Annotated in this window: 15 protein-coding genes; all 15 read left to right on the top strand. The window is 57.2% G+C overall.

The genetic code is table 11. The features are described from left to right. Positions 1–6 precede the first annotated feature (6 nt). The 15 genes from odhB to BEI65_RS22345 all read left to right on the top strand — a co-directional run bounded on the left by odhB (position 7) and on the right by BEI65_RS22345 (position 13,830). Positions 7–1,227 (top strand): 2-oxoglutarate dehydrogenase complex dihydrolipoyllysine-residue succinyltransferase, encoded by a 1,221-nt coding sequence (gene odhB, locus BEI65_RS22275; protein WP_099065133.1) that lies wholly within the window; start codon positions 7–9, stop codon positions 1,225–1,227. A gap of 117 nt (positions 1,228–1,344) precedes the next feature. After that, complete coding sequence (gene sucC, locus BEI65_RS22280; protein ID WP_012005704.1) at positions 1,345–2,511, top strand: ADP-forming succinate--CoA ligase subunit beta; 1,167 nt, start codon at positions 1,345–1,347, stop codon at positions 2,509–2,511. Next, on the top strand, positions 2,511–3,383 hold the full coding sequence (gene sucD / locus BEI65_RS22285; protein WP_012005705.1) for a succinate--CoA ligase subunit alpha: 873 nt from the start codon (positions 2,511–2,513) through the stop codon (positions 3,381–3,383). Before sucC ends, sucD begins: the two co-directional genes overlap by 1 nt. A 682-nt stretch (positions 3,384–4,065) precedes the next feature. Beyond that, positions 4,066–4,617, top strand: a complete 552-nt coding sequence (locus BEI65_RS22290) for a fimbrial protein (RefSeq protein ID WP_099065134.1) — start codon at positions 4,066–4,068, stop codon at positions 4,615–4,617. An 89-nt stretch (positions 4,618–4,706) separates the two neighbouring features. Continuing rightward, complete coding sequence (locus BEI65_RS22295) at positions 4,707–5,246, top strand: fimbrial protein (RefSeq protein ID WP_157765473.1); 540 nt, start codon at positions 4,707–4,709, stop codon at positions 5,244–5,246. A gap of 95 nt (positions 5,247–5,341) precedes the next feature. Continuing rightward, positions 5,342–7,882 carry an outer membrane usher protein gene (locus BEI65_RS22300; protein WP_099065135.1) on the top strand — a complete coding sequence of 847 codons (2,541 nt, stop codon included), beginning with the start codon at positions 5,342–5,344 and terminating at the stop codon, positions 7,880–7,882. A 43-nt stretch (positions 7,883–7,925) separates the two neighbouring features. Then, positions 7,926–8,654 carry a fimbria/pilus periplasmic chaperone gene (locus tag BEI65_RS22305; RefSeq protein WP_369804780.1) on the top strand — a complete coding sequence of 243 codons (729 nt, stop codon included), beginning with the start codon at positions 7,926–7,928 and terminating at the stop codon, positions 8,652–8,654. Between the two features lie 26 nt (positions 8,655–8,680). After that, positions 8,681–9,277: a fimbrial protein gene (locus BEI65_RS22310; protein ID WP_157765474.1), complete on the top strand. Its 597-nt coding sequence runs from the start codon at positions 8,681–8,683 to the stop codon at positions 9,275–9,277. Positions 9,278–9,285: 8 nt separating this feature from the next. Beyond that, positions 9,286–9,759, top strand: coding sequence for a fimbrial protein (locus BEI65_RS22315; RefSeq protein WP_157765475.1), 474 nt, complete (start codon positions 9,286–9,288; stop codon positions 9,757–9,759). Between the two features lie 11 nt (positions 9,760–9,770). Beyond that, complete coding sequence (locus tag BEI65_RS22320) at positions 9,771–10,259, top strand: fimbrial protein (RefSeq protein WP_099065138.1); 489 nt, start codon at positions 9,771–9,773, stop codon at positions 10,257–10,259. 10 nt (positions 10,260–10,269) lie between these two features. Beyond that, positions 10,270–10,797, top strand: a complete 528-nt coding sequence (locus BEI65_RS22325) for a fimbrial protein (RefSeq protein WP_099065139.1) — start codon at positions 10,270–10,272, stop codon at positions 10,795–10,797. Positions 10,798–10,837: 40 nt separating this feature from the next. Next, entirely contained in the window at positions 10,838–11,698 is an 861-nt protein-coding gene (locus tag BEI65_RS26905) for a hypothetical protein (protein ID WP_157765476.1), read from the top strand. Between the two features lie 19 nt (positions 11,699–11,717). After that, positions 11,718–12,251, top strand: a complete 534-nt coding sequence (locus BEI65_RS22335; RefSeq protein WP_099065141.1) for a helix-turn-helix transcriptional regulator — start codon at positions 11,718–11,720, stop codon at positions 12,249–12,251. Next, on the top strand, positions 12,251–12,688 hold the full coding sequence (locus tag BEI65_RS22340; protein ID WP_232519143.1) for a hypothetical protein: 438 nt from the start codon (positions 12,251–12,253) through the stop codon (positions 12,686–12,688). Before BEI65_RS22335 ends, BEI65_RS22340 begins: the two co-directional genes overlap by 1 nt. After that, positions 12,685–13,830, top strand: a complete 1,146-nt coding sequence (locus tag BEI65_RS22345) for an FKBP-type peptidyl-prolyl cis-trans isomerase N-terminal domain-containing protein (protein ID WP_099065142.1) — start codon at positions 12,685–12,687, stop codon at positions 13,828–13,830. The genes BEI65_RS22340 and BEI65_RS22345 overlap by 4 nt, the downstream gene beginning before the upstream one ends. The last annotated feature ends 664 nt before the right edge of the window (positions 13,831–14,494 follow it).

Consider the following 14,494-nt stretch of genomic DNA (forward strand, 5'->3'; position numbering starts at 1 on the left):
AGCTAAATGAGTAGCGTAGATATTCTGGTTCCTGACCTTCCTGAATCGGTTGCCGATGCGACCGTAGCCACCTGGCACAAGAAACCAGGTGACAGCGTCCAGCGTGACGAAGTTCTGGTTGAAATCGAAACTGACAAAGTTGTGCTGGAAGTCCCGGCCAGCGAAGCAGGCATTCTTGATGCGATCCTGGAAGAAGAGGGCGCAACCGTGCTTTCTCGCCAGCTCCTCGGCCGTATTCGTCCGGGCGACAGCTCCGGCAAGCCGACTCAAGAGAAAAGTCAGGCTAAAGAATCCACTCCGGCCCAGCGTGCTACCGCCAGCCTGGAAGAAGAGAGCAACGACGCACTCAGCCCGGCGATCCGCCGCCTGATTGCCGAACACGATCTCGATGCTGCCGCCATTAAAGGCAGCGGTGTGGGTGGTCGTATCACTCGCGAAGACGTGGAAGCGCACCTGGCTAACGGCAAAAAAGCCGACAAGCCTGCCGCCGCCGCCGTTGAAGCCGCACCGCAGCCCGCTCTGGGCGGTCGCAGTGAAAAACGCGTCCCTATGACCCGCCTGCGCAAGCGCGTAGCCGAGCGCCTGTTGGAAGCGAAGAACAGCACTGCGATGCTGACCACCTTCAACGAAATCAACATGCAGCCGATCATGGACCTGCGCAAGCAGTACGGTGAAGCCTTCGAAAAACGCCACGGTGTTCGTCTGGGCTTTATGTCCTTCTACATCAAAGCGGTAGTTGAAGCGCTGAAACGCTTCCCGGAAGTGAACGCGTCTATCGACGGCACCGACGTGGTGTACCACAACTACTTCGATATCAGCATTGCGGTTTCTACTCCACGTGGCCTGGTAACCCCGGTCCTGCGTGATGTAGACAGCATGGGCATGGCAGATATCGAGAAGAAAATCAAAGAGCTGGCAGTCAAAGGCCGTGACGGCAAATTGACTGTGGAAGAGCTGACCGGCGGTAACTTCACCATTACCAACGGCGGCGTATTTGGTTCACTGATGTCTACCCCGATCATCAACCCACCGCAAAGCGCCATCCTGGGCATGCACGCCATTAAAGATCGCCCAATGGCGGTGAAAGGCCAGGTTGTGATCTTGCCGATGATGTATCTGGCTCTGTCTTACGATCACCGCCTGATCGACGGTAAAGAATCCGTCAGTTACCTGGTGACGGTAAAAGATATGTTGGAAGATCCAACTCGTCTGCTGCTGAACGTATAACCCTGATGGGCGCGGTACGCCGCGCCCACACTCTGTGCTATGTGGCCGACTAAAGTCATGCGGTTTTCCGCCAAAATGGCTCGGCTAAAACCTTCAGAACTGAATGGATAGAACATCATGAATTTACACGAATATCAGGCAAAACAGCTGTTTGCTCGGTATGGCATGCCGGCACCAACCGGTTACGCCTGTACCACACCGCGTGAAGCAGAAGAAGCCGCATCCAAAATCGGCTCCGGCCCGTGGGTGGTAAAATGTCAGGTTCATGCTGGCGGTCGCGGTAAAGCTGGCGGCGTTAAAGTGGTTAACAGCAAGGAAGACATCCGTGCTTTCGCTGAAGCCTGGCTGGGCAAGCGTCTGGTGACCTACCAGACTGACGCGCTGGGCCAACCGGTTCACCAGATCCTGGTAGAAGCGGCGACCGACATTGATAAAGAACTGTATCTGGGCGCGGTAGTTGACCGTGCAAGCCGTCGCGTGGTGTTCATGGCATCCACCGAGGGTGGTGTTGAGATCGAGAAAGTTGCGGAAGAAACCCCGGAACTGATCCACAAAATGACCATCGATCCACTGGCAGGCCCACAGCCTTACCAGGGTCGTGAGCTGGCCTTCAAACTGGGTCTGACCGGCAAGCAGGTTGGCCAGTTCGCCAAAATCTTCATGGGCCTGGCGACCTTGTTCCTGGAACGTGACCTGGCAATGGTTGAGATCAACCCGCTGGTGGTGACCAAGCAGGGCGATCTGATCTGTCTGGACGGCAAACTGGGCGCTGACGGCAACGCCCTGTTCCGCCAGCCTGAGCTGCGTGAAATGCGTGACCTTTCTCAGGAAGATGAGCGTGAATCTCGTGCGGCACAGTGGGAGCTGAACTACGTTGCTCTCGACGGCAACATCGGTTGCATGGTTAACGGCGCAGGCCTGGCGATGGGTACCATGGACATCGTTAAACTGCACGGCGGCGAGCCAGCCAACTTCCTCGATGTGGGCGGTGGTGCAACCAAAGAGCGCGTGACCGAAGCCTTCAAAATCATCCTGTCTGACGACAAGGTGAAAGCGGTTCTGGTTAACATTTTCGGTGGTATCGTGCGTTGCGACCTGATCGCTGACGGTATCATTGGCGCAGTAGCCGAAGTGGGCGTTAACGTCCCGGTGGTGGTGCGTCTGGAAGGGAATAACGCCGAGCTGGGCGCCAAGAAACTGGCGGACAGCGGTCTGAATATCATTGCTGCGACCAGCCTGACTGATGCGGCTCAGCAAGTTGTTGCGGCAGTGGGGAGCAAATAATGTCCATTTTAATCGATAAGAACACCAAAGTAATTTGTCAGGGTTTCACCGGTAGCCAGGGGACTTTCCACTCCGAGCAAGCCATCGCTTACGGCACCAAAATGGTCGGTGGCGTAACGCCGGGCAAAGGCGGTACTGAGCACCTGGGCCTGCCCGTGTTCAACACCGTGCGTGAAGCGGTAGAAGCGACTGGTGCAACCGCGTCCGTCATCTATGTACCGGCACCGTTCTGCAAAGACTCCATCCTGGAAGCTATCGATGCAGGCATCAAACTGATCATCACCATCACCGAAGGCATCCCTACACTGGATATGCTGACCGTGAAAGTGAAGCTGGATGAAGCCGGCGTGCGCATGATTGGCCCGAACTGCCCAGGTGTTATCACCCCGGGCGAGTGCAAAATCGGTATCATGCCTGGCCACATTCACCTGCCGGGCAAAGTGGGTATCGTTTCCCGCTCTGGTACCCTGACCTACGAAGCGGTGAAACAAACCACCGATACCGGTCTGGGCCAGTCTACCTGTGTGGGCATCGGTGGCGACCCGATCCCGGGCTCCAACTTTATCGATATCCTGAAGCTGTTCCAGGAAGACCCGCAGACTGAAGCGATCGTGATGATCGGTGAGATCGGCGGTAGCGCGGAAGAAGAAGCCGCAGCTTACATCAAAGAACACGTGACCAAGCCAGTGGTTGGCTATATCGCGGGTGTTACCGCGCCTAAAGGCAAACGTATGGGCCATGCCGGCGCCATCATTGCCGGCGGTAAAGGCACGGCAGACGAGAAGTTTGCGGCGCTGGAAGCGGCAGGGGTTAAAACCGTACGCAGCCTGGCTGACATCGGCGAGGCAGTAAAAGCGGTTCTGAATCGCTAATTTATTACCGGCAGTAACCCTTTTAGAAGCAGGGCCAGGCAATTTGTCTGGCCCTGTTTTTTTTGCCTGCTAAATACCACTTCTTATATATATCGATATTCTGAATGAATTAACCGGGTTATTCCTGACGACAGGCCAAACCTATTCACGCGGAGCGATATAGGGCCGTGAATAATATCAATAAACATGGCAATTTCAGGGGGGAATAATAAAGGGAGGATTCAGGATAAAAATGTAACACTTTGGGCCAAACTGGAACATATCCTAAATTACGCTGTAAAAAGGTGTCAATACGAGAAAGAGAATATTCCTAAAAATTATTTTTATTGTTTTTATTCAATGAATTAAAATTTTGTTAAGCGCCGAGCACCTATTTTTCAACTCATAGTTTTCTTATATCCATCAGCCTTCCTTCTTATTCATTAAATCCCCGTACTGATTTTTAAGTAGTGATAAGTTCTTAAAATTAATTTCCTTCCTAAATTCTTAGGTTTTTAAACCTGATTTTTTATTCTTTCTAGCATTATTCACTTAATACAACAGTTTGGCCCAAAATGTTGCGTTTTTACCGTGTTACCACGGCGCTGTACAACCACCGGCCAGGCGTAAATGGATGAACATAAATCAACGTGTGATTGGAACCTATGCGACGCCGTCGCATAACCATAAAAGGAAAAGTTAGATGAAAATTAAGCAGTTGGTCACTTTGATGATGGGCCTGGGATTGGCCATGGGTACGGTCTCTGTTGCACAGGCGGGTACTATCTCCTTCAAAGGCTCGATTATTGATGCGCCTTGCTCTATCACCCCGGAAACGGCGGACCAAACCGTCAATCTGGGCCAAATCTCCAATGTCGCGCTGAAAAGCCAGGGTAAATCCACCCCGAAAAACTTCGATATCAAACTGGAAAATTGCGATGTCACTACGTTGAAAAACGTCACCGCTACTTTTACCGGTGCCGCTTCCGCCGGTAACGCCGATCTGCTCGGTATCACCGGCACCGCCAAAGGTGCCAGCATCGCCATTACCGATGGTTCCAGCCGGGTGATCAAACTGGGTGATGCTACCCAGGCGCAAAAAATCCAGAAGGGTGCCAACACGCTGGCCTTCGCCGCCTTCCTGCAGGGCGATCCTGATGTCCCACCAGTCACCAGCGGTGGCACTGCGACCCCGGCGGTGATTGTCCCGGGTGAGTTCAGCTCTATCGTCGATTTCACCCTGGCTTACCAATAACCCCACGCCGCAAGCGCGGCTATCTCATATGCGGGGCTCGCCCCGCATATTTCCTGACAATGGATTGTCATGGCTTAAGGAGCTGGGAGATGGCTCGTCCTCTTTTTTATCTGATGCTACTGGCCATGTATGCCGGAGTGCCTGCCGTTCAGGCAGCACCGACCGCCTCTGCCGGTCACGGCAGCGTCAGTATGACCGGCGCGATTATCGATACCGCCTGCGCCATTGATCTCGGCAGCCGGGCGCAAGTTATTGCTTTGTCCACTTTACCCATTGGCCAACTGATACGTGAAGGTCAGGGCCCGGCTCAACCTTTTACTATTCGTCTGGTGAACTGCACGCTGTCGCGCCCCGATCCCCGTTTGCCGGATTGGCAAACTTTCCAGGTGACCTTCGACGGCCCGGCGGACGGCGCAAGGTTCCGCATTGCCGGTGCCGCTCACGGCCTGGCATTGCAAATTGCCGATGGTGATGGCCGTATTGCGTTGCCAGGCGTCGCGCTACCGCTACAGGCGGTAAAACCCGGCACCCTGGTGCTGCCTTATACCCTGCGTCTGGTCGGTAACGCTGAGCGTTTACAGCCGGGAGACTACCGCGCCGCAGTACGTTTCAAGTTGGATTACTACTGACGGGTTGCATTGACCCGAAGGGATAAATGAACGCATGAGGCGTTCAGGTTTGCGCCGGTGCAGATTGACCGGCAATGGAAAAAGGATTTTGGGTTATGGCTGGTAAAGATTCAGGTTATCGCATGACTCCCCTGTCGAAGTTGGGGGTCGCTATTGCCCTTGCGCTGGGGGCGTCGGTCTCTCTGGCGTTGGCGGCGGACGACATTGTGTTTAACACCGATGTACTGGACGTGAAAGATCGCGCCAATATCGATCTCAGCCAGTTTGCCCGCAGTGGTTTCATCATGCCGGGCCGCTACACCCTGACGATGCATATCAACCAGCAGGAACTGCCGGAACAGTCGGTGGTCTTTTCCGCCCCGCCGGACGATCCCAAAGGCAGCGTGGCCTGCCTGTCACCGGCATTGGTGAAGCAGCTCGGCCTGAAAGACGCGGTGCTGAGTGGGCTGCGCTGGCGTGATGATTGTCTGGATTTCAGCAGCCTGAAGGGCATGACGGTCCGCGGTGAACTGGGTACCTCGTCACTCTATCTCTCCATTCCGCAGGCCTATCTGGAGTACAGCGACGACAGTTGGGATCCGCCTTCGCGCTGGGACGAAGGCATTCCCGGGGTGCTGCTGGACTATAACCTCAATGGTCAGGTCAACCGCCAGCAGAGCCGCGGTACAGATTCAACCCTGAGTGGCAATGGCACCGCAGGCGGCAACCTGGGGGCCTGGCGGCTGCGCGCCGACTGGCAGGCGCAGGCCAGCTCTTCCACGGCGAAGAATAGTCAGCACGAACAGCGGTTGGACTGGAGCCGTTATTACGCCTACCGGGCGTTGCCGGCGCTGCGTGCCAAATTGACGCTGGGTGAGGACTACCTGAACTCGACGATTTTCGACAGCGTGCGTTTTGCCGGCGTCAGCCTGGTGTCGGACGACGCGATGCTGCCACCGAATCTGCGCGGTTACGCGCCGGAAGTGGTCGGGGTAGCCAAAACCAATGCCCGGGTGGTGATCAGCCAACAGGGGCGGGTGCTGTATGAAACCCAGGTGGCTGCCGGGCCGTTCCGTATTCAGGATTTGAATGATGCAGTCAGCGGCACCCTGGATGTACGGGTGGAAGAACAGGACGGTTCGGTACAGCAATTTAGCCTGAATACCGCCAGCATCCCTTACCTGAGCCGGCCTGGTTCGCTGCGCTACAAGCTGGCGATGGGGCAACCGTCCGAGGTGGAACACCGTCGTGATGGGCCGGCATTTGCCACCGGGGAGTTTTCCTGGGGGGTCAGCAACGGTTGGTCACTGTACGGCGGTGGGATTGGCGGGCGCGAATACAACGCGCTGTCACTGGGCATGGGTCGTGACCTGATGGCGTTGGGGGCACTGTCGTTCGACGTCACCGGTTCGCGGGCCGAATTACCGCAGCAGCAACGGGGCACCCTGAGCGGGACGTCATATCGCCTGAGCTACGCCAAAAACTTTGAAGAATACGACAGTCAGGTGACCTTCGCCGCTTACCGCTTTTCCGAGCGCGACTACATGACCATGGCGGATTATCTGGTCAGCCGTTTGTACGGCGCCCGTCAATACGGCAGCAAAGAGATGTACACCGTGGTGTTCAACAAACAGTTCCGCGATTTGGGGCTGAGCGCCTACCTGAACTACAACCACCAAAGCTATTGGGAGCGCCCGGCCAACGATCGTTACAGCCTGGCGTTGTCGCGCTATTTCGACGTCGGCCAGATTAAAAACGTCAGCCTGTCGCTGTCGGCCTACCGCAATCAGTACAACCAGACCATCGACAACGGCCTGTCGCTGTCACTGTCATTGCCGTGGGGGGATCGTGGCACCGTCAGTTATAACGCCGCCGTTAACCGCGACAACAACAGCCAGGATTTGGGTTATTACGACCGTATCGATGACCACAACAGCTACCAGATGCGTCTGGGCGCGGCCCGGCGCGGTGCCACCGCCAGCGGTTACCTTACCCATAGCGGCGATAACGCCGAACTGAGCAGCAATGTCAGTTACCAGGCCGACCGCTATACCGCGCTGGGGATGACGGCGCGTGGGGGCATAACCGCCACGCTACAGGGCGCGGCGCTGCACCGGATGAACATGCCCGGTGGCACTCGTCTGATGCTCGACACCCAGGGCGTACCGGATGTGCCGGTACGCGGCCAGGGGCCGACTACCCGTACCAATGCCTGGGGCAAAGCGGTGGTGCCAGACGTAAGCAGTTACTACCGCAACCGCGCCAGTATCGATCTACAGCAACTGGGCGACAACGTAGAGGCGTCCCGCTCGGTAGCGCAAGCCACCCTGACCGAGGGTGCTATCGGCTACCGGCGCTTCGAGGTGGTGGCCGGTGAAAAAGCCATGGCGGTGGTGCGCCTGGCGGACGGCTCGACGCCGCCGTTTGGCGCGACCGTGCTCAATGCCCGCAAGCAGGACACCGGCATCATCAGCGATGACGGCAGCGTCTATCTCAGCGGTATTCAACACGGCGACACCATGACCGTGCATTGGGACGGCGCGGCCCGCTGTGAAATTACGCTGCCGGAGCAACTGCCGGCGCTGGGCGAGTCGGCGCTGCTGTTGCCCTGCCGGGCGCTGAACGTTGCCGACACTTCATCTTCTTCTTCATCCTAACCATGAGTGAGCTATGAACAAACACGTTAAACACAGGGCTTTTATGGTCGCCACGCTGCTCAGCGCGTGGGTCAGCAGCCAGGCCGGCGCCGCCATTTCGCTGGACCGCACCCGGGTGATCGTTAACGCCGGCGACAAATCGGTCAGCCTGAACGTTAAAAACCAAAACACTCAGTTGCCCTATCTGGCGCAAGGGTGGATCGAGGATGCGCAGGGCAACAAAATCAGCAGCCCGCTGGCGGTGCTGCCGCCGGTACAGCGGGTAGAGCCGGGCAAAGAGAGCCAGGTCAAGGTGCAGGTGCTGCCCGCCGCTCAGCTGTTGGCGCAGGATCGCGAGACGCTGTACTACTTCAATCTGCGCGAGATCCCGCCGCGCAGCAACAAACCCAACACGCTGCAAATTGCGCTGCAAACGCGCATCAAACTGTTTTACCGCCCGCAGGCGATAGTGGCGGACAAGGCGGCGTTGGCTAACCCGTGGCAGGAAAAGCTGACCTTGACCCGCCAGGGGGATCGCTATCAGGTCAATAACCCGACGCCTTATTACATCACACTGGTGGACGCCGGCAGCAGCGTAAAAGGCAGCGGCGTGGCCGGGTTTGAGCCACTGATGGTACCGCCGAAGGGGCAGGCGACGCTGACGGTCAGCGCCGGCGCGTTGGGGGCCAGCCCGGTGCTGACCTATATCAATGATTACGGCGGCCGCCCGCAGTTGGTATTCCGCTGTAACGGCAGTGCGTGCCAGGTGGCATCGACCGACTCTGGCGTCTAAAACAGGCCATCAGGCAGGGAGGCAGGATGAAAATAACCGGAATAGCCGTGGTACTGGCGGGGTTGTTATCCGCCCCGTTGTGGGCGGCGGACGACAACTGGCAGGTGCCCAATAACTGGCAGGTGGAAGGGGCCAACGGCGTGCTGAATATCAGTGGCGTGTTGAGCGAGGGGGCCTGCCGCCTGGCGATGGACTCTGCCGACCAAACGGTGCTGCTGGGAGTAACCCCGTTGGCGCAACTGGCCCAGGTGGGGGCGCGTGCCGCGGCGACGGCAGTCACGCTGCGGTTGCGTGACTGCCTGCGCGGTAGCGGGGCCAGCCGCGATGAGCGCACCGGCAACCTGAGCTGGGGTCGGCAGCAGCCGGTGATGACCATGAGCTTTCTGGCACCGGCCGATGCGGATAATCCGCAACTGGTTAAGGTGCAGGGTGTCAGCGGCATCGGGCTGCGGCTGGTGGACAGCCAACAGCGGGATGTGCGCCTGGGCAGCCGGGGCACGCCGCAGTTTGTCAGCCCGGGCGATGAGGTGCTGGTGTGGTATGTGGCCGCAGAACGCACCCGCGCGCCGCTGCAGGCCGGTGCCTATCGCGCCACGGTGAATTTCCGCCTGAGCTATGAATGAGGGCCGCCATGAGAAGGATAAAAACGGTAGCCGCATTGCTGCTGCTGACCGCACCGCCGGGCTGGGCCAATGAGCCGATCACCGTCAAAGGGGTGATCCAGACCATGAGCTGTGTGATCAACGGCGGTAAAGAGATCGACGTCGATTTTGGCAGCACCCTGAAAACCACGCTGATCAACGGCAGCCAGTACAAAACCAAAGTGGCCTATACCGTCAGTTGCAGCGGCAACAGCAGCAATGCGCTGAAAATGCAGATTAAAGGCACCGCCGCCGGGTTTGACGGCACGGCATTGGCCACCGATAAAACCGACCTGGGGCTTGCGTTGATTAAGGGGGGCAAAAAACAGGCGATTAACGGCTGGTTCAACTTTACCTACCCAACGCTGCCAGTGCTGGAGATGGTGCCGGTGAAAAAGGCCGGCGCTACGCTGGCCACCGGGGATTTTAACGCGACCGCCACCTTGATGGTGGATGTGCAATAACGGGAAAACCGATGAAAACATGGACTGTGATGTTGGTGGTGGTGCTGATGTGTTGGCTGGTGGCCGGTGCGGCGCTGGCCGCCAATATGAAAATGCACGGTACGCTGGTGGAGCCGCCGGCCTGCACCGTCAGCGGTGGCAAAGAGATCGACATCGATTTTGGTAGCGCAGTGGGGGTTAACAAGGTCGACGGCACCAATTACCTGCAAACCATCAGCTACCAGGTGACCTGCCTGCCGGGGGCGGGGAGCTGGGGCCTGGGGTTGACCGTGACCGGTACCGTCAGCGGGTTCGATACCGCCGCGCTGCAGACTGACGTCACCGATCTGGGTATCCGGATGCTGCAAGGAAGTAAGGCCTGGCCGATCAATCAACGGCTGACGGGGGTGGATATCAATAAGCTGCCAATATTGCAGGCGGTGCCGGTGAAAAAACCGGGGGTGAAGCTGAAGGAGGGGGCGTTCAACGCCACCGCGACGCTGCTGGCGGACTATCAATAAGGGGAGCGTGATGAGCAAGCGAAGGAGGGTGCTGGCCGGGCTGTTGGCCTGCGGGCTGGCCAGTGGCGTGCAGGCGGCGACCGACATGAAGCTCCATGGCACGCTGGTGGCAGAGCCCTGCGTGGTGGCCGCCGGTGACGATCAGGTGCTGCTGGATTTTGGCGAGGTGACCAACAAAGACCTGTACAGTACGGGCAGAACCCAAGGCAAGGCTTTCCAGCTGCGGCTGACCGGTTGCGACCCGGCGATCGCCAAAGATGCGCGCGTCACCTTTAGCGGCACCGAGAGCACCAAACTTCCGGGGTTGCTGGCGCTGGACGCTGCCAGCCTGGCGGGCGGGGTGGCGATTGGGCTGGAAACCCCGGCGGGCGTGGCGCTGGCGTTGGACAAGGCCAGCGAAAAGTACCCGCTCAAGGCCGGCAGTACGGTAATTGACCTGCAGGCCTATGTACGTGCAGAGCCACAGGCGATAACCGATAAAAGCCTGACGCTGGGCAGCTTTAGCACCGCGGCCACCTTTACGCTGGATTATCCGTAGCGGCCAGCGCAATAACATATTTTACAGTTGGAAATTGCTAATGAAATTATTGCGAACCCCAAAAATGGTGCAGGCTTTCTTATTGGGAGGGCTGTGCCTGGTGACGCTTTTGGTCAGCGGGTTTGGTGTATTGCCTGCTAATGCCGCAGCCTATGTTTCAGTCGACAGGAGTTGGAGAACCCCAAGTGGTTATCCAAGTTTTATGAACTGGAATGGAACTGGTCAGTGGGAATGGCCATCTGAAAATGGGAATGTATCAGTTTGTAGTCTGCGCAAATGCAGGGTTTTAATTTGTGTCCGAAGGATTGACCCATCAAAAAGAATTCCGCTTACACTTTGTGATGTTAAAACTGCAACAATACTTAGTGGCATGACAGCTACTCAGGCTCAACAAGAATGGGTTAGCAAGCATGGAACGTCTGGGTCATGGCAGGCAGGGCCATCAGGTCTGGCGGGTGCCTATGATCAAAATTGTGTTGGGTTTGTTATTGAAAATGACATAGGAATATTTGGGGGAGCTATCCCTATTATTGGAGCTAGTTGTGGCAAGGTGCCCCCACCTGATTTGGTTTGCACCACCAGCGGTAAAGTTACCATTGATTACGGCACGTTAGATAGCAGCAAACTCAATGGTGCCACCGCCAGCACTACCCTCTCTATTACCTGCAATCAGGCGGCTACCGCCACAATACAACTCAATGACAGCGTGATCGATCTGGGCCGTAAAGGCGACTTAACCGCAGCCATCAGCATAGGTGGTAAGGACCTGGCCACCGGCAGCGATATTGCTGTGAAGGATGGCACCGTCACCACCACCATAACTTCTACGCTAAAAGCTAAAGGTACCCCTGCGGCCGGAGCCTTTGAAGGCAGTGGCGTGCTGATCATCGGTTATTACTAACCCAACCCGGACGACAATCATGGAACGATTGATCCTGACCCTAAACTGCCCCGACGCTTTTTATGCCGCCGGGGTGCGGCTGGCGCTAAGCGAACATCTGGCGGCGCAGGGTATCCGCCTGCAAACGGCGGCCGAGGCCGCGAAAAACCCCTATACCACCCATCTGGTGCTACTGGCACCCGGTATTACTGCGCCCGTCGGCCACCACCCGGTGTTAAATGACTCCGGGCCAATTACGCCACCCGATTGCCGCACCTTGCTGTGGCTGGACCCGTACGAAACGGTGGCGTCACTGCTGGCGCGGGTGGATGCGCTGTTGCAGCGGCGAACCCTGGCCTGGCGTTGTCCGGTGGCTGGCCTGCGTCGGCTTAGCCCGCAGGAACACCGGGTTTTGCGCTTGCTCGGCCGGGGCTTGAGCTCGGTGGCGATAGCTCACCAGTTGCATCTGCATGCCAAAACGGTGAGCGCCCACAAGCGCAACGCGATGAAAAAATTAAATATAACGCGCAACACGCAGTTGTTGCACTGGTTGTTAAATGGAGGAATCAAGTAATGAATGGGATGTGGAACAGCGCGATCAAACAAGGGTTACGGGCGGGGAAAATCCTGGCGCTCGGGGCGCTGTTAAGCGGCTGCGTGGTGCCGCAGGGCAAAAACGGCCATAAACCAATCACGCCAACGACGGTGAAAAGCACTACGCAAGCACCGGCGGCCGCGCAAAGCGCCAGTGAGGCCGAACGCCTGGCCCAGTGCCAGCGGGAACTGGCGGCACTGCAGGTCGCCAGCCCCACGCGCTATCAACAACGCAAGGCGGAGTTTGATCGGCTAATGGCCGGGGCAGCACAGTACGGCGGTATTCGTACCTCGGTGAATACCGAGACGCAGGATACGTTGGACTCGCTCTATCGCTATAAGGTTGGCCGCCTGTGTGCAGCGATTTCTCAGGATGTGCTGAGCGGGTTAATGGACACCGGGGAGCAGGGTAAATGAAGCGGCGGCACCCGCTGAGCGCAGCGGTGCTGCTGGCTTTGCTGTACGGCAGCCTGCCGTCCGCTCAGGGGCAAGAAACCACCGCCACTCAGAGCGGTGGCATTCCGGCATTGTTGCAGTTTGCCGAACGTTATCAGGCTGCGCCGCCGCCGGTCAGCCCGCAGCAGCGCGCCAGCGAAAAAAAGAAAAAGGCGGATGAAGAGCAGGCCCGGCAGGCGCAGGCGCTCAGTCTTAAACAGCAACAGCAGCGCCTGCAGGAAAAAGAGGCCCAGTCGCAGCAACAGCAGACACAGCTCAGCCAATTACGTCAGCAGGTTGCGACGCTGCAGGCCGAGCAGCAACGGGCCGCCCAGGCAACACCGGATCTGACCCCGTTGCTGCAACTGACGCAAGGGTTGAGCCGGGCCTGGCATGGCACGCCGACGGAACTGCAATTTCAACAGCAGCAACAAGGGTTGCAACAGCAATACGACGCCCTGCTGGCACGCGTCGGGCCTCTGGCTCAGCCGCTGGAACTGAACAGCCCGCAGGCCAGTCAATCCTATGCGGCTGGTGTGGCGTTGGGGAAAGATATCTTGCTGCTGCAGGCGGAGCGCCAGAACTGGGGCGCCAACACCGACAAAACCCAGGTGCTGGCGGGGGTGGTGGACGCCTTCAGCGGCGATTATCAGTTGTCGCAAACGGCGCTGGAACAGGCGTTGCAGGCCTCGGAGCAGCAGGTTAATCAGGCGCGGCAGCGCACCGTCAAGACGCAGGCCCAGCGTGGGCAGCAGTTTATGGCGGCGTTCCGGCAGCAAAAAGGCGCGGTTCAGGCGGAATCCGGCTTTTGGTACCGTATTGAAGCCGCCGGTAGCGGCCCAATCGCGCCGGACGCGATAGTCACGGTGGTGGTGAAAGAAACGCTGACCGACGGCACGGTGATCCAGGACATGGAGGTTAGCGGTGCGCAGTTATCGCAGCCTCTGGCGGCCTATCCACCGCTGTTCCGCGAAGCCATCGACCTGCTGAAAAACCACGGCACCATCATGCTGGTGGTACCGCCGGAGATGGCCTATGGCGACAAGGGCTATGCGCCGAAGGTGCCGCCGGGTGCCACGATGATTTACACCCTGCGGGTGGCCGACGTCAGGGCTGCCAGTTAACACCCAGGCGGCGGATCGGCCCTGCGTGGCAGACGTATAAGATCGCCGCCTTCACCAATAAATTTTCTTTTTTATCGCCAACAATTATTAGCGTAAAAAAATAAGCTAAGCTTGTCCTGTAATCAGGTTAATAAAAGCTAACATTAGTCACACACCAACTTCGATTTAAATACAAACAACCATTAAATATCACATCTATTTAACACAAAAATTACCTAAAGAGACTACGAAACCATTGCGTAACATAACCACAAGATAATTATGAGAAATTGTGAGCTGAATCTGGAAATAAAATCCAGATAGGCTTAAATTGTTTCAGATCAAATTACGCCTGAATACCTCTTTGGGGGAAAATTTGACCTGTAACCCAAAGTCTAACCCACATCACGTAAAAACCTATTTATTGTGTGGGATTGGTCGAGTATCATCCATGCTGAATATGGATGGTTGATCTTGTTGCATTTGTTACCCGTTGTCGGTTTTCAGTGGTGTGTTTAGTGCACTGGCCAGTATGGCCCGCGTCGAATGCATGGTTGAAAGCGGAGAAGCTGGATCAAATTTTTGTTGTGTTTAAGGGCATTCACTGCGGGGCGTTACCGGTAGCTTCACCCGAGGTCATATCGATACCGCATGTCGGAGTCTTCCTGCGAGGAGCAAGGAGTCA

Origin of the sequence: Serratia sp. BW106 (genome assembly GCF_002607755.1) — a bacterium.
Classification (GTDB): domain Bacteria; phylum Pseudomonadota; class Gammaproteobacteria; order Enterobacterales; family Enterobacteriaceae; genus Serratia; species Serratia proteamaculans.

Bases quoted from the DNA above. Each gene is read 5' to 3' on its own strand.
- odhB (WP_099065133.1), top strand. From the start codon at position 7: ATGAGTAGCGTAGATATTCTGGTTCCTGACCTTCCTGAATCGGTTGCC.
- sucC (WP_012005704.1), top strand. From the start codon at position 1,345: ATGAATTTACACGAATATCAGGCAAAACAGCTGTTTGCTCGGTATGGC.
- sucD (WP_012005705.1), top strand. From the start codon at position 2,511: ATGTCCATTTTAATCGATAAGAACACCAAAGTAATTTGTCAGGGTTTC.
- BEI65_RS22290 (WP_099065134.1), top strand. From the start codon at position 4,066: ATGAAAATTAAGCAGTTGGTCACTTTGATGATGGGCCTGGGATTGGCC.
- BEI65_RS22295 (WP_157765473.1), top strand. From the start codon at position 4,707: ATGGCTCGTCCTCTTTTTTATCTGATGCTACTGGCCATGTATGCCGGA.
- BEI65_RS22300 (WP_099065135.1), top strand. From the start codon at position 5,342: ATGGCTGGTAAAGATTCAGGTTATCGCATGACTCCCCTGTCGAAGTTG.
- BEI65_RS22305 (WP_369804780.1), top strand. From the start codon at position 7,926: ATGGTCGCCACGCTGCTCAGCGCGTGGGTCAGCAGCCAGGCCGGCGCC.
- BEI65_RS22310 (WP_157765474.1), top strand. From the start codon at position 8,681: ATGAAAATAACCGGAATAGCCGTGGTACTGGCGGGGTTGTTATCCGCC.
- BEI65_RS22315 (WP_157765475.1), top strand. From the start codon at position 9,286: ATGAGAAGGATAAAAACGGTAGCCGCATTGCTGCTGCTGACCGCACCG.
- BEI65_RS22320 (WP_099065138.1), top strand. From the start codon at position 9,771: ATGAAAACATGGACTGTGATGTTGGTGGTGGTGCTGATGTGTTGGCTG.
- BEI65_RS22325 (WP_099065139.1), top strand. From the start codon at position 10,270: ATGAGCAAGCGAAGGAGGGTGCTGGCCGGGCTGTTGGCCTGCGGGCTG.
- BEI65_RS26905 (WP_157765476.1), top strand. From the start codon at position 10,838: ATGAAATTATTGCGAACCCCAAAAATGGTGCAGGCTTTCTTATTGGGA.
- BEI65_RS22335 (WP_099065141.1), top strand. From the start codon at position 11,718: ATGGAACGATTGATCCTGACCCTAAACTGCCCCGACGCTTTTTATGCC.
- BEI65_RS22340 (WP_232519143.1), top strand. From the start codon at position 12,251: ATGAATGGGATGTGGAACAGCGCGATCAAACAAGGGTTACGGGCGGGG.
- BEI65_RS22345 (WP_099065142.1), top strand. From the start codon at position 12,685: ATGAAGCGGCGGCACCCGCTGAGCGCAGCGGTGCTGCTGGCTTTGCTG.